General features: G+C 69.5%; 14 protein-coding genes and 1 tRNA gene. 4 read left to right on the top strand and 11 right to left on the bottom strand.

The window, feature by feature from the left end:
* The first annotated feature begins 90 nt into the window (after nt 1-90).
* Nucleotides 91-690 (top strand): oxidoreductase, encoded by a 600-nt coding sequence (locus ACYVGQ_RS18305; protein ID WP_460786120.1) that lies wholly within the window; start codon nt 91-93, stop codon nt 688-690.
* A complete protein-coding gene (locus tag ACYVGQ_RS18300; protein ID WP_460786150.1) occupies nt 687-1,169 on the top strand; it encodes an oxidoreductase in 483 nt (160 codons plus the stop codon). The genes ACYVGQ_RS18305 and ACYVGQ_RS18300 overlap by 4 nt, the downstream gene beginning before the upstream one ends.
* A 202-nt stretch (nt 1,170-1,371) precedes the next feature.
* Here ACYVGQ_RS18300 and ACYVGQ_RS18295 read toward each other — a convergent pair.
* Nucleotides 1,372-1,463: transfer RNA gene (locus ACYVGQ_RS18295), tRNA-Ser, on the bottom strand.
* Between the two features lie 145 nt (nt 1,464-1,608).
* Between ACYVGQ_RS18295 and ACYVGQ_RS18290 the strand changes: the two genes are divergently transcribed.
* Entirely contained in the window at nt 1,609-3,540 is a 1,932-nt protein-coding gene (locus ACYVGQ_RS18290; RefSeq protein WP_460786119.1) for a DUF6807 family protein, read from the top strand.
* A gap of 106 nt (nt 3,541-3,646) precedes the next feature.
* Here the strand turns inward: ACYVGQ_RS18290 and ACYVGQ_RS18285 are convergent, their stop codons facing one another.
* From ACYVGQ_RS18285 to ACYVGQ_RS18255, 7 genes are read right to left on the bottom strand one after another with little or no spacing between them, the layout of a single operon-like run.
* Nucleotides 3,647-4,666, bottom strand: a complete 1,020-nt coding sequence (locus ACYVGQ_RS18285) for a Gfo/Idh/MocA family protein (protein WP_460786118.1) — start codon at nt 4,664-4,666, stop codon at nt 3,647-3,649.
* Entirely contained in the window at nt 4,663-5,355 is a 693-nt protein-coding gene (locus tag ACYVGQ_RS18280; RefSeq protein ID WP_460786117.1) for an N-acetylmannosamine-6-phosphate 2-epimerase, read from the bottom strand. Before ACYVGQ_RS18280 ends, ACYVGQ_RS18285 begins: the two co-directional genes overlap by 4 nt.
* 2 nt (nt 5,356-5,357) lie before the next feature.
* The gene (locus ACYVGQ_RS18275) at nt 5,358-6,317 is read right to left on the bottom strand and encodes a BadF/BadG/BcrA/BcrD ATPase family protein (RefSeq protein ID WP_460786116.1); all 960 of its coding nucleotides are present in this window, start codon (nt 6,315-6,317) and stop codon (nt 5,358-5,360) included.
* A 13-nt stretch (nt 6,318-6,330) separates the two neighbouring features.
* A complete protein-coding gene (locus tag ACYVGQ_RS18270; protein ID WP_460786115.1) occupies nt 6,331-7,140 on the bottom strand; it encodes an SDR family NAD(P)-dependent oxidoreductase in 810 nt (269 codons plus the stop codon).
* A 7-nt stretch (nt 7,141-7,147) separates the two neighbouring features.
* Entirely contained in the window at nt 7,148-7,996 is an 849-nt protein-coding gene (locus tag ACYVGQ_RS18265) for a carbohydrate ABC transporter permease (RefSeq protein WP_460786114.1), read from the bottom strand.
* Nucleotides 7,993-8,940, bottom strand: coding sequence for a carbohydrate ABC transporter permease (locus ACYVGQ_RS18260; RefSeq protein ID WP_460786113.1), 948 nt, complete (start codon nt 8,938-8,940; stop codon nt 7,993-7,995). The genes ACYVGQ_RS18265 and ACYVGQ_RS18260 overlap by 4 nt, the downstream gene beginning before the upstream one ends.
* Nucleotides 8,937-10,271 (bottom strand): ABC transporter substrate-binding protein, encoded by a 1,335-nt coding sequence (locus tag ACYVGQ_RS18255; protein ID WP_460786112.1) that lies wholly within the window; start codon nt 10,269-10,271, stop codon nt 8,937-8,939. Before ACYVGQ_RS18255 ends, ACYVGQ_RS18260 begins: the two co-directional genes overlap by 4 nt.
* Nucleotides 10,272-10,489: 218 nt before the next feature.
* On the opposite strand from ACYVGQ_RS18255, the gene ACYVGQ_RS18250 reads away from it, so the two are divergent.
* Nucleotides 10,490-11,215 (top strand): GntR family transcriptional regulator, encoded by a 726-nt coding sequence (locus ACYVGQ_RS18250; protein WP_460786111.1) that lies wholly within the window; start codon nt 10,490-10,492, stop codon nt 11,213-11,215.
* Nucleotides 11,216-11,407: 192 nt separating this feature from the next.
* Here the strand turns inward: ACYVGQ_RS18250 and ACYVGQ_RS18245 are convergent, their stop codons facing one another.
* Genes ACYVGQ_RS18245 through ACYVGQ_RS18235 form a run of 3 tightly spaced genes read right to left on the bottom strand, consistent with a single transcriptional unit; the run spans nt 11,408 to nt 14,060 of the window.
* On the bottom strand, nt 11,408-12,175 hold the full coding sequence (locus ACYVGQ_RS18245; RefSeq protein ID WP_460786110.1) for a sugar phosphate isomerase/epimerase family protein: 768 nt from the start codon (nt 12,173-12,175) through the stop codon (nt 11,408-11,410).
* Nucleotides 12,172-13,077 carry a carbohydrate ABC transporter permease gene (locus tag ACYVGQ_RS18240; protein WP_460786109.1) on the bottom strand — a complete coding sequence of 302 codons (906 nt, stop codon included), beginning with the start codon at nt 13,075-13,077 and terminating at the stop codon, nt 12,172-12,174. The genes ACYVGQ_RS18245 and ACYVGQ_RS18240 overlap by 4 nt, the downstream gene beginning before the upstream one ends.
* Nucleotides 13,074-14,060, bottom strand: coding sequence for a carbohydrate ABC transporter permease (locus ACYVGQ_RS18235; RefSeq protein WP_460786108.1), 987 nt, complete (start codon nt 14,058-14,060; stop codon nt 13,074-13,076). The genes ACYVGQ_RS18240 and ACYVGQ_RS18235 overlap by 4 nt, the downstream gene beginning before the upstream one ends.
* Nucleotides 14,061-14,062: the final 2 nt, after the last annotated feature.

Below are 14,062 nucleotides of genomic sequence, written 5' to 3'. Positions count from 1 at the left end.
GGTCGCTTGGTACAATATACTCGAAAAGCGCCGCCGGGATCCGTCACGTCAGACCGGGCGACGTGCATCGAACCAACAGGAGGAGTACGAATGTCGAAGGCTTTCGAGCCCGTGAGGGTCGGGCGCTGGGCGCTGCCGCAGCGTTTCGTGATGGCGCCGATGACCAGGAACCGGACGCCTACGACGGCGCCGACCGCGCTGAACGCCCGCTACTACGGGCAGCGCGCCGGCGCCGGGCTCATCATCACCGAGGGCACGCAGCCGAGCGCGGTCGGGCAGGCTTACCTCGCCACCCCGGGAATCCACTCCGACGACCAACGCGACGGCTGGCGGGCCGTCGCCGATGCCGTACACGCCGGCGGTGGTCGTCTCGTCGTGCAGCTCATGCACGGCGGACGCATCTCCCACCCCGACAACAAGGGCGGACTCGAAACCGTCGCGCCCAGTGCCATCCGCGCGTCGGGCGAGATCGTGACCCCGACGGGTCGTCAGCCCTACCCCACGCCGCGCGCCCTCTCGACCGACGAGGTGACCGACGTCATCGCCGAGTACGTCCGCGCGGCGGAGAACGCCATCGCGGCGGGGATCGACGGAGTCGAGATCCATGCAGCGAACGGCTACCCCCCCCCCCCCAGTTCCTCGCCCCCTCGAGCAACCGCCGCGATGACGCCTACGGAGCGGATCCCCTGAAGCGGGCGCGATTCGCTATCGACCTCACCCGTGCCGTGGCCGCGGCCATCGGCGCCGATCGCACCGGCATCCGCATCAGTCCGGCATTCAACATCCAGGACGTGATCGAAGACGATGAGACGGCGACCCGCTCGACCTACGACGCGCTGCTCGCCGGCATCGACGACCTCGGACTCGCCTACCTTCACGTGCTCGGAGACCCCGCGGCCGAGCTCGTCATCCATCTCCGCGAAGCTTTCTCCGGGAGCTTCATCCTGAACACGGGCTTCGTCGAGGTGACCTCGATCGACGACGTCGAACGCATCCTGAATGCCGGCGAGGCGGACGTCGTCGCCGTGGGACGCCCGTTCCTCTCCAATCCAGACCTCGCCGATCGCTGGCGACGGGGCGCCGCGCTCAACGAGCACGATCCCGAGACCCACTACACCGGCGGCGAGCACGGCTATACCGACTATCCTCGCCGTGCATCCGGGTCCTGATCCGAGGCGGGCAGGCTCGGGGCGGATGCGGCCGTGATCGAGGTTCTCTTCCACAGCGTCCGCTCCAGGCGATAACTGGCACTGCGTGCACTGCCCCCGGGTTCTCTGGACGCTGTGGGGACACTGATCGCCGGAGCACCTCACGAGAGCTCGGGAAAGCAATTCAGCCCCGGTCGAAAAACCAGGGCTGATCAGATATTTTTGGCGGAGACGGAGGGATTTGAACCCTCGGTCCCCTTGCGAGGACTCCACCTTAGCAGGGTGGTGCACTAGGCCTGACTATGCGACGTCTCCATGCGACCGGCCGAAGCGCGGACGCGTCATGCCATCATAACCGGTTCGGATCGCGACCACGAACCGGAGGCGGAGCACCATGCGGTAAGCGCTTTCCTATACGATGGAGCCGATGCGCCGCCGCATCCGAACGCCTGGAGACGAAATGACTTCCCTGCCCGCCCGCACCACCGTCCTCCTCGTCGGGGCGCACGGATACGGGGCGGTGCACCTGCGCAACCTCGAACGCCTCGGCGACCGGGTGGAGCTCATCGGCCTGGCCGATCCGAAGGGCGGACCGGACGAGGGCTACGGCTCCACGGTCACGAGCTGGCCCACGCTCGACGAAGCTCTCGCCTCCGGCATCCGTCCGGACGTCGTCATCGTCGCCACCCCGACGAACACGCACTTCGCGCTGGCCTCCCGCGCCCTCGAAGCCGGCAGCGACGTCTATCTCGAGAAGCCTCCCGTCGCGACGATGGCGCAGTTCACCGAGCTGCTCGCGCTGCAGGAGAGCACGGGGCGGTCGATCCAGGTGGGCTTCCAGAGCTTCGGCTCGCACGCCCTCGACGAGCTCACCGCGCTCGGTGCACCGACCTCCGTCGCCACCTGGGCGGCGTGGCGGCGCGACCTCTCCTACTGGTCCCGCTCGGCCTGGGCGGGCAGGCGCGAGCTCGACGGCCGGCCGGTCGTCGACGGGGTGCTGACCAACGCGCTGTCCCATGCCATCGCGACATCGCTGCGCATCGCTGGAGCTCGCCGCCGCGAGGACATCGCGCGCATCGAGCTGGAGCTGTACCGGGCCAACGACATCGAGGCGGACGACACCTCGAGCGCGCGCATCACCCTGTCGGACGGCCGCATCGTGTCCGCCGCGCTCACCCTCGCCGCCGACGAGCACCCTGAGCCTCTCATCGAGGTGCGCACGCCCTCCGCGGACGTCGTCTTCTCGTACACCGAGGATCTCCTCACGTACCCCGACGGCCGCGTCTCGAACCCGGGGCGCATCGAGCTCTTCGAGCAGTTCCTCGACCATCGCGACACCGGAGAGCCGCTCCTGAGCCCCCTCATCGACACCGGCGCGTACATGGCCGTCCTCGAGGCCGTGCGCACGGCGCCCGCTCCCCGCCCCATCCCGCGCGACGCCCTCACCACGACCGCGGAGCACGTGTCCGTGGACGACGTCGCGGTGTGGGTGAAGCGCGCGGCCCGGTCCGGCGCCCTGTTCAGCGAGATCCGCGCCCCCTTCGCCTCGCCTGCGCACACCGGCGTCGTCGAGGAGCTGCGCGTCTCCGATGCCGTCGTAGCCGTCCGCGACGACGGCTCGTCCGTCGCCACCTCCTCGGGTCCCCGCCCCTTCCTGCATCCGGTCCGCACGATCGGGGGTGTCCTCGTCACGGATGCCCACCCCGCCGACCACGACTGGCACCTCGGCGTCTCGGTCGCCGTGCAGCACGTGAACGGCGTGAACCTCTGGGGCGGGCCGACCTACGTCCGGGGCGAGGGCTATCGCTGGCTCGACGACCACGGCCGCGTCCAGCCGACGTCCTTCGCGCGCACGGGCGACGGCTTCACCTCGACCGCGGACTGGATCGCGCCGTCCGGCGGCGTCCTGCTCACCGAGGAGACCCGATGGGAACTGCACCCCTCGGACGATCCACGCGCGTGGCGGTTCCGCATCTCCACGACCCTGCGTGCTGCCGGGGCTCCCCTCGTGCTCGGCAGCCCCGGGAGCGAAGGCCGTCAGGGCGGAGGGTACGGCGGCTTCGCCTGGCGCTTCCCCGCCTCGGAGGACGTGGACGTGCGCACGGCGGACGCCTCCGGCGAGGAGGCCGTGCACGGCTCCTCGTCCGACTGGATCGCGTTCTCGGCGCGGTTCCCCGGCGGTGAGGCCACCGTCGGGCTCGCCCCGGACGATGCGCGTACGGCTGCGGATCCGTGGTTCGTGCGCGTCGCCGACTACCCCGGCATCGGCTCGTCGCTGGCCTGGGACGCGCCGGTGCGCCTCGACGCGGACGAGGCTCTCACCCTCTCGTTCCGCGGCGTCGTCGCCGACGGGCGGCTGTCGGATGCCGAGGTCGGAGCGCTGCTCGCCTGATCCGACCCGCCGTTTCGCGGATGCCCTGACGATTCACGGACGTCCCGGCAGGATCGGTCCGTGAATCGTCGCGGTATCCGCTGATCGTCGCCCCGACTCGACGGCCTCAGACCCGGACGTCCGCCCAGGCCCGTGTCGCGAGCGACTCCTCGATCGCGTCGAGGACCCGAGTGGCGGACACCGCCTCCTCGATCCCGATCCGGCTGGGGAGGCCGAACTCGATCATCCGGAGGAAGTAGTCGAACTGCTGCGGGACGACCCCTTCGAGGACGCCGTCGAGCTCCGGATCGAGCATCGTGTTCGGAAGGCGGAAGCCGGTGAGCGTGTCCAGCGCGATCCCCTCGGCGGTGACGTCCACCTTCACGGCCCCGTCGGTGCCGTACAGCTCGAACTGGGATGCCAGGCCGCTGGGCGTCGACTCCGGGAGCGCCCAGGAGATCTCGATGGTCCCGACGGAGCCGTTCTCCAGCTCCGCGAGGATGAGCGCGACGTCGACGCCGTCCTTCCCCGCGGCGGGGAGCACCTTCGCGGCAGTGGTCGCGGAGACGCGGACGATCGGGCTGCCCGCGATCCACTGGACCAGATCGATGTCGTGGATGCCCTGATACATGTAGATGGGGGACGCACCGTTGTTCGCGAAGCCGACGCTGCGGGGCACGATGCGCGAGGCGCGGAAGTGGACCGGCTCGCCCACCGCCCCCGAGGCGACGATCTTCGCCGCGGAGCGGAAGCGCGGGTCGTGACGCAGGACGTGGCCGACGAGGACCTTCGTCCCTGTCGCCGCGGCCGCGGCGTCGGCGATCGCCCGGGCGCCGTCGAGAGTGTCGGCGAGCGGCTTCTCGACGAGGAGGTGGAGGCCGGCTTCGAGCGCCTCGACCGTCACGCCGACATGCAGTCTGTCCGGCACGGCGATGATGACGCCGTCGAGCTCCACCGCCTCGCGGGCGGCCGCCAGGGTCGGGAACCACGGCGCCCCGTGCCGCTCGGCGACGCGGCGACCGCTCTCCTCGAACGGGTCGATGACGGCGGCGAGGACGGCGCGCGGATTCTCCGCGACGATCCGGCAGTGGACCTGCCCCATTCGACCGGCTCCGGCGACGGCGATGCGGGTGGCGTGGGCACTCATGCGGGTGCTCCCTTCGTGAGCGTGGGTACGGCGGCGAGATAGCGCCTGGTCAGCGCCATCGGATCGGTGATGGATGTCCCTACGACGACGGCGAATGCTCCGGCCGCGAAGGCGCTGCGGACCTCGTCGGGCGACTTGATGCGCCCCTCTGCGATCACAGGGGCCGACAGGCCGGAGAGCCGCCCGACCAGCTCGATGTCGGGGTCGCCGGCACGATCCTGGGGGATGCTCGTGTAGCCGGACAGCGTCGTTCCCACGAGTTCGGCGCCGAGCTCGCCGGCATGCCGGCCAGCATCGAAGTCGTCGATGTCCGCCATCACGGGCACGCCCAGCGCACGGACCGCGGGAAGGAGCTCGTCCACGCCGGGATGCTCCCCCCGTTCCCGCAGGGTCGCGTCCATGGCGACGATGTCGGCGCCGGCATCGATGAGCGCCTTCGCGCGGTCGGCGGTGGGGGTGATCCACTGCCTCCCCTCGGTGACGACCTTCTCCAGCCCGATGATGGGAACGTCCACGCGCGTGCGGACGGCGGCGACGTGCTCGGCGCTGTTGATGCGCACCGCCGCCGCGCCGGCGAGCACGGCCGCCTCGGCGATGGCGGCGATGATTCCCGGATCGCGCAACGGCGACCCGTCCGGCGCCTGACAGGACACGATGAGGCGTCCACGAAGCGTCTCGAGGTCGAGCATTCTTACTCCTTCACTGCGATGAGACCGGCGAACGCCGGTCGGATGGTCGTGTCCTCGGCGACGACCCGAGCCCCGTCGAGCGCGGCATCCGCCTCGACGAGGAGGTCGTCAACGGGGATCCCGAGCCGGACGAGCGCCGCCCGGATCTCCGCCACGAACAGCGGTGCGCGCGCCAGCCCCCCGGTCAGCCCGATGGGTCCTGCGGAGATGCGCGCCGCTCGGATCGTCCGCGCGAGCTCCTCGGCCGCGGAGCGCACGATGCCCGCTGCCGCGGCATCCCCGCCCTCCGCCGCACGGATGACGTCCGGCGCGAACTCGGCGACGAACTTCGCGGGCGGCGTGGAGCCCATCGCCTCGAGGTAGATCTCCGCAGGCGTCCCCAGCCGTTCGCTGGACACCGCGAGAGCCGTCCACTCCCCGCGTCCTTCCCGGGCGTCGAGCGCCGCCTGCAGACCCCGTTGGCCGATCCAGAAGCCGCTGCCGAAATCCCCGAGGAGATATCCGCGGGCATCGATCCGCCGCGGCGGGACGCCCGTGCCGATGCCCAGTGCTGCGACGCCCGTGCCGCAGATCGCGACCGTCCCCGGCCGCGCCCCGACGGTTCCGAGGAAGGCCGTCACGGCGTCGGCGGCGACGACGACGCTGCGGATGCCGAGCGACTGGCGCAGCTCATCCGCCAGGATGTGAGGCGCGTCCGAGTCCACGACGAACCCGGACAGCCCCACCCCCGCCCTCTCGATGCGGGCGTCAGGGGGGACCAGACCCGCGATGCGCTGCGCGAGCGCCCCCACGCGGGCGTCGTCGGTCAGCGCCGTGACGCCGAGCGAGACCTCCTCGAGGTCGCCGTCATCGATACGGAGGCGGAATCCGGTCTGTCCGACGTCGACCGCGAGCGTGCCGCGGGTCCCGGCCCCTTCCGCCTCGGAAGGGCCGCGCGGGCTCTGCGGGATGGTCGCCATCATGTCCGATCCCCGCTCACCAGATCGACCAGCCGCCGTCGACGCGAAACTCCGCGCCGGTGACGAACGAGGCCTCGTCGCCGGCGAGGAAGTTCACGACGCCGGCGACTTCCGCCGGCGTGCCGACCCGGCCGAGCGGCGTCGAGGCGGAGAGCCGCTCCCTCGTCGCCTCCGGCATCGGGATCGCGTCGACGGGGATCATGCCGGGGGTGACGGAGTTCACGGTGATGCCCCATCGGCCGAGGGCCGTCGCCAGCTCGCGGGTCAGCTGCAGGACGGCGCCCTTCGCGGCCGAGTAGGCGACCTCGCGGATCGGGCCATGCCCGCCGTCGGTCTCCCAGGGCAGGGAGTCGCCGTAGAAGGAGTTGTTCAGGCCGAGGGAGCCGTACACCGAGCCGATGTTGATGATGCGCCCCCTGCCCGCGTCGCGCATCGAGGGGGCGACGGCCTGGGCCAGGAAGAACATGGCCTCCGCGTGGGTGGTGAAGACGGTCCGCCACTCGTCGACGGTGTACTCCAGCAGCGGCGACATCGCCGTCACGCCGGCGTTGTTGACGAGGACGTCGATCGACCGGCCGCCCTCGGCGGCGGCCGCGACGATGGCGGAGCGGCCCTCGCCGGTCGTCACATCCGCGATCACGGGCACGACCTCGCCCGGAAGCTCGGCGAAAGCGCTTCGAAGCTCGTTCAGCGGATCGGCGCGCCGTCCCGCGGCGATGACGCGGTCGCCGTCTCGCAGGAACCGTTCGACGATCCCGCGGCCGATGCCGGTGCCGCCGCCGGTGACGATGACGGTGCGGGGTGCGGATGATGCGTTGATGCTCATAGGATGCTCATTTCACGGCGCCGGCGGCGAGACCGCTGACGAGGTAGCGCTGCGCGAAGATCGCGAGCAGGATCGGGATGCCGACGGACAGGACGGTGATCGCGGAGATGTCTCCCCAGAGCACGCCGGCGCTCGTGATGAAGTTGGTCGCCCCCACCGTCACCGTGCGGGCGTTGGTGGTGGTCATCACCACGGCGAACAGGTAGTCGTTCCAGGTGAAGAGGAACGTGATGACGGCCGCGGCGACCATGGACGGCGCGAGGAGCGGGACGACGACGGTCGTCAGGGTCCGCAGCGTCGATGCGCCGTCGACCTGCGCCGCCTCCTCGATCTCGATGGGCAGCTCGGCGATGGCGCGCGTCAGCAGCACCACCACGATCGGGATGTTGAGGAAGACGTCGACGATGATCATCGCCCAGAGCGTGTCGATGATGCGCCACTGGGTGAACATCGCGAACAGCGGCAGGACGAAGAAGATCGGCGGCAGCAGCCGCAGGCCGGCCACGCCGTACAGCAGGAGGCGACCGCCCAGGTGGAACCGGACCATCGCGTACGCCGCCGGAACGGAGATCAGCAGCACCACGATGACCGACACGACGGCGATCACGGTGCTGTTCAGGAAGAACCGGGGGAAGTCGTAGCCGGCGGCGTACAGCGCGTTCTCGTAGTGCTCGATCGTGGCGTCCGCACCGAACGGCAGCGCGAGCGGATTCCTGTTGATCGCTGCGGTGGTCTTGAAGCTGGCGGCCAGCGCCGTCAGGAACGGCAGGTTCACCAGCAGGGCGACGACGGCGATGCCGATCGTCACGAGCCAAGAACGGGCCGGCGTCGCGCGTGAGGTCTCGATGGCGCTCATTTCACGTCTCCCGGTTGCACGACGATCCGCTTCATCACCACGGGGACCAGCGGGATCATGATCAGCAGGATGAGCACCGCGGCGGCCGTGCCCACTCCGAAGTCGCCCTCGATGATGGCCTGCTTGTAGATGTAGATGGTCATGGTGGTCGTCATCGTCCCCGGGCCGCCGCCGGTGAGGACGTAGATCACGTCGAAGGTCCGCAGCGCGTCGACGCCGCGCAGGAAGCCGGCGGTGAACAGCACCGGCGCCATGAGCGGCAGCGTGATGCTGCGGAAGGTCCGCCACGGCCCCGCGCCGTCCAGCGCCGAGGCCTCGTAGAGCTCGTCGGGGAGTCCCTGCAGGCCCGCGTAGCAGATGAGGAACACGAACGGCGTCCACTGGAACACCTCGAGCGCGACGAGCAGGTTCGTCACCGTGTCCGGGGAGAAGAGGTTGAGGTCCAGGCCGATGGTGCTCAGCAGGCGAGACGTCAGGCCGATGTCGCTGTTCAGCGTCAGCCGGAACATGAGGCCCATGAGGGCCGGAGCCACCATGATCGGCAGGAGCAGGAGCGTGAACAGCAGCTTCTTGCCCGGAAAGCGCCTGTTCATCGCGACCGCGAGCGCGAGCCCGGTGATCAGGACGAACAGCGTCGTCACGACCGTGAACCACAGGGTGAACCACAGGCTCTGCCAGAAGTCGCCGTCGCTCAGGATGCTTCCGAAGTTCTCGAATCCGACGAACTGGCCGTTCGGGTTGAGGATGGACCGGTCGGTCAGACTGATCCACAGCCCGTAGAACGTCGGGATCACCGTGAAGACGGCGAGGAAGACGAGAAGCGGTGCGCTGAGCGCCCAGCGCACGATCCCGTGCGGGACGCCGCGACCGCGGGCACCGGCCGGACGACCGGTGCCCGCGGCGTGCCGCCGCTCTGCCTTGGCGATCGGGGGCATGAGACTCATTCGTCGAGCAGCTCCTGAAGCGCCTCGTCGGCCTCCGCGAGCGCCTCGTCCGAGGAGGCGACACCGACCCAGGCGGGGTTCAGCGCCTCGACGAGGTCCGTCATCGCCTCGAACGTGCCGGCGAAGATGGGCGGCGTGTAGCCGTACTGGGCGACCTGGTCAGCGATCAGGTCGAAGGCCGGGTTGATGTCGACATTGTCCGCGAGGACCTCGGGCATCGAGGGGATGCCGCCTGCCTGCGCGTACTCCGCCATGGCCTCCGGCGTCGCGAGGTAGCTGAGCCAGGTGTTCGCGGCGTCCTTGTTCCGGGAGTAGGCGTTCAGTCCGACGGCGAGCGAGTGCACGTGCGTGCTGTGGGGATCGCCGGGGATGGGAGCGACGGCGATCTTGTCCGCGATCTCGGGAGAGCGCTCGGGGTCCGTGAGCTCGGCGTACGCCGACGACCACTGCAGGGCGAAGGCCGCGCTGCCGCTCTGGAGCGCCGCGTTGGTCTCGGCGTACTCGGCCTGCGCCGCGTCGGGAGAGGTGTACTGGCTGTCGTAGATGTCCGAGTACACCGCGTTGACCTTCTCCGCCTCCGGAGAGTCGAGGGTGGCCGTGTCCCCGTCCGCCCATCCGCCCCCGGCGCCCCACAGGAGGTCGTTCCACAGGGTGATGTTGAACGGCGATGTCTTCAGCTGGAGCGCCGTGCCGTAGCGGGTCGGCGAGTCGGGGTTCGCCGTCTGCGAGAAGAACGCCGCGGCGGCGTGGTAGTCGTCGATGTCCCACTCCTCCGGCGACTTGGGATCACGAGCCTCGCCGATGACATCCTGCGCGATGGTGCGGTACTCGTCCTGCCAGGCGGGATCGCTCAGCAGCTGATCGATGAGGTCCGTGCGGTAGTACAGGAAGTGGTTGCTGACGTCGAGCGGGAGCGCATACAGCTCGTCGTCGATCGTCAGGCCGTCGATGGAGGTCTCGAAGTAGTCGCCCTCGTCGATGTCGACGCCGGCGAGCGGGTCGAGCCCGACGGAGAAGTATCCGACGTTGTACGTGGCGACGAAGTAGATGTCGAGCTCCGACGACTGCGCGCCGATCTCCGTGGTCTCGCGGGCGAACGTGTCGTCACGGCTGAGCAGCACCATCTCGACCTCGATGCCGTCCTCCTCTCCCTGACCGGCGTTGTAGGCGTCGACGACCTTCTGCATCGCGTCGCCCTCCGGACCGGGCCAGAGGACCATCTTCACCGTGGTGACGCCGTCGGCGTCCGGACCGGACGACGGGCCGCAACCGGACAGGACCAGAGCAGAGACGACGGCGATGGCCCCTACTCCCCACACGGACTTCCTCATTGGATACATCTGCCTCTCCTGCTGTCGTAACCCTGCATGTGGTCTACTTGATTGCATCTCGTGGAGATTGTGGTCTATACCACGTGAGATTTCGGCCAGGCTATCCTCCGATTGCATCGGAGTCAAGAGGGAAACAAAGATCCGGAGGAATCATCTGCGGTCTATACCACACCGCCTGATAGAGTTTCCACGGCACGACAACGAAGGGGGCGGGCGACATGGCGAGGGTCAAGGGCGACGAACTGCGCAGAGAGCTGCGGTCCCTGATCGACGACACCGCCCCCGGCGATCGCCTTCCGCCGGAACGGGACCTCATCCGGGATTTCGGGGTCGCGCGGGAGACTCTGAGACGCGCTCTGGACGACTTCATCGGCGAAGGACGCCTGGAGCGACGTCCAGGGGTCGGCACGTTCGTGACACGACCGAAGATCACCAAGCAGTTCCGCATGCAGTCGTTCACCGAGGACATGCAGGCCCGCGGGATGACGAGCTCCTCGCAGATCATCAGCGTGTCAGAGGGCATCGCCGGCGCGCGCACCGGGGCCGTCCTCCAGATCTCACCCGGTGCGCCGGTGCTCAGCATCCGCAGGCTCCGGCTCGCCGACGGCGAGCCCATGGCGCTCGAGTCGCTGCGCCTGCCCGCAGACCTCGTCCCGGGCCTGCAGGTCGAGGAGCTGCAGGGGAACTCCCTCTATGCCGTCCTGCGCGCGAACTACGGGATCGAGCTCCACAGCGGCACGCAGACCATCGAGGCGACGGTGACGGACGAGGAGCAGGCGCGTCTCCTCCGCGTCGCGCCGCTGAGTCCTGCGCTGCTCGTCGATCGCGTGACGTGGACGGCGGACGAACGCCGGGTCGAGTCCGTCCGGTCGATCTATCGCGGAGACCGCTACCGGTTCGAGGTCGACCTGACCGACGGGCCGGCCCTCAGCGCGAGCGCCTAGGCGCGACGCCCGAGGTCGACCACCGGGCGGCGCGGCGATCGAGGCGCCGTCGGGCCGTGCCGGGCAGCGCCTCGATCCGCCCGGTCCGGCGTCTCGCGGACATCATGCCGATTCACGGACGTCCCCGCAGGATCGGTCCGCGAATCGTCACGGCATCCGCTGAGCGTCGGCGCCAGCGGCTTCCGTCCGCCTCTACGGCAGCGCGCGGAGCGCGGCGATCGATGCGGCGATCTCCGTCTCGAGGTCCTCGCCCCAGTTGCACTCCAGGGAGACCGGGCCGTCGAACCCGCCTGCCCGCAGGGTCGCCACGAACTCGCGCCACTGCCCGCCGCCGGCGCCGAGCCACAGCCGTCCCGCATCCGCGATGTGCGCATGGCCGATGCGGTCGATGTGCTCGGTCACCGACGAGAGCGGCTCGCCCTCCTGCTCGATGTGATACAGGTCGGCGACCACGGGCACTCCCTCGATCCCGTGGTCGTCGAGGAAGGCGACCGCCTCGCCGAGGGTGTGGATGAGATTCGTCTCGCCCTTGTTCAGCGGCTCGAGGATCACGCGCAGGCCATGCGCGGCAGCCGCATCCCGGGCCGCGACGACGGACTCGGCGAAGCGCGCCTCCGCCGCCGCCCGCTCGACGCCCTCGGGGATGCGGCGAGCGCCGCCGGACCCGAACACGATCTTCGCACCCGGCTCGGCGACCTCCGCGAGCAGCGCGAAGACGCTCCGGAAGTAGTCCTCGACGGCGCCGAAGTCGAACGACGGGTCGGACACCCGGATGCTGCCGGGCAGCAGGATCGCGAACGAGGGGTACCGCTCCCCCGCGAACTCCGGATTCAGGCTCAGCGAGCCGTCCTCGCCGATGAGCACCACGTTGCCGACGATCGCGGGCTCGACGTAGTCGACGCCGAGCTCCTTCGCGATGAGGCCGTTGGCGCGGGATCCGATCAATCCGACAGTGGTCACTTGAGACTCCCTGAGACGAGGTCGAGGCGCCAGTAGCGCTGCAGGACGAGCACGAAGGCCACGACCGGGATGATGGCGATCGCGGCTCCCGCGATCGCCAGGGTATAGAGGATGGGCTCGCTGCCGCCGCGGTTCAGCATCATGTACATCGCCACCGTGATCGGGAACAGGTCCGACTTGGTGAGCATGATGTACGGCAGCAGGAAGTTGTTCCAGGCGCCGATGAACTGCAGCAGGAAGATCGTGACGAGACCCGGCAGGAGCATCGGCAGTCCGACGGCGCGGAACGTGCGCCACTCGCTGGATCCGTCCACACGTGCCGCCTCCAGCAGCTCGACGGGCACGGACGCGCGGGCGAAGACGTAGGCGAGGTAGATCCCGAAGGGGGTGATCATCGTCGGGATGAGCACGGCCCAGTAGGTGTTGGCCAGGCCGATCTGGGCGAACAGCAGGTACTGCGGGATCGCCAGCGTGATGGTCGGCAGCAGCACGCCGCCGAGGAGGCCGCCCATGATCGCCCTCTTGCCGCGGAAGTCGTACATCGCCAGGGCGTACCCCGCGCCCGCGGAGAACAGCGTCGAGGCGAGCGCGCCGACGATGCTGTACAGGAAGCTGTTGCCCAGCCACTTCGCGAAGCCGCCGTTCTCATAGGTGAACAGCTCGACGAGGTTGTCCCACAGCGCCGTCCCGAAGCTGAACGAGGGCGTGGTGAACAGCTCGGCGGACGACTTCGTCGCCGAGAAGAACACCCACACCACCGGCAGCAGGAAGTACACCGCGGCGAGGATCAGCACCGTCGTGGGCAGGATCGCGCCGATCGGCACCCCGCGCCGGCGGTCGCCGGCCGGACGGTCGTACGCGGGAGGGCGGGTCGCGCTCTCGCGCGTCTTGAGCAGGCTCATCGGGTGACCTTCCTCGTCGCGAGCGTCCGTCCGCCGAGCACGAGCAGGGACAGCACCACCGTGCCGAGCGCCAGCAGGATGGATGCCGCGGCGGCCGAGTTGAGGTCGTCGTGCGCGAACGCGTCGCGGTACACGCGCATCAACGGGAAGAACGTCGAGTCGATCGAGTTCGTCAGTGTGGACAGCATCGCCGGCTCGCTGTAGATCTGCAGCGCGCCGATCACGGAGAACAGCCCTGTCACGATCGTCGCGGGAACGACGTGCGGCAGCTTGATGTACCAGGCGATGCGCCCCTCCCCGCAGCCGTCGATCCGTGCGGCGTCGATCTGCGAGCGGTCCAGCGACTGCAGCGCCGTGTAGATGATCACGGTGTTGAAGCCGATGCCGCCCCAGAGCACGACGTTGACGATGCCGATGTACACCCAGTCGCCGCGGAGCAGGTTCGGCAGCTCGACGCCGAGGCCGTGCGCCAGCTGGTAGACGGGGCTGATGTCCGGCACGTACAGGAAGCCCCACATGAGCGCCGCGATCACGCTCGGCACCCCGTACGGCAGGAAGATCGCGGTGCGGCTGAACGATCTCGCCTTCGCGCGCGGCAGATCCAGCAGCAGCGCGAGCAGGATCGAGGTGCCCATGAGCAGCGGGACCATGATGATCGCGTAGATCCCGAGCCGCCCGAGGCTCGCCCAGAAGGTCGGATCGGCGACGACGGAGGCGTAGTTGGCGAAGCCGACGAAGGTCTCCTCGCGCGGTGCGAACGCACCGCCGCCCGAGGCCTCGCGGCCCCGAAGGCTCAGCCAGCCCGAGTAGACGATCGGAACGATGAAGACCACCGTGAACATCACCAGCGCCGGCGCCATGAGCGCGTAGGCGAACAGCGTGTGGCGCTGAAGGTGCGGTCGGCGCGCCCGCCGGGGCGGGAGGACGACGGTTCGCGTCTCCTGCCCGCCCGCGGGGGCGCTCCCCTGAAGGAGTGCGGTCATGG

The organism is Microbacterium tumbae (assembly GCF_054780175.1).
Note: the sequence above shows the minus strand (reverse complement) of the source record. Positions and strands in the feature narration are given on the sequence as shown.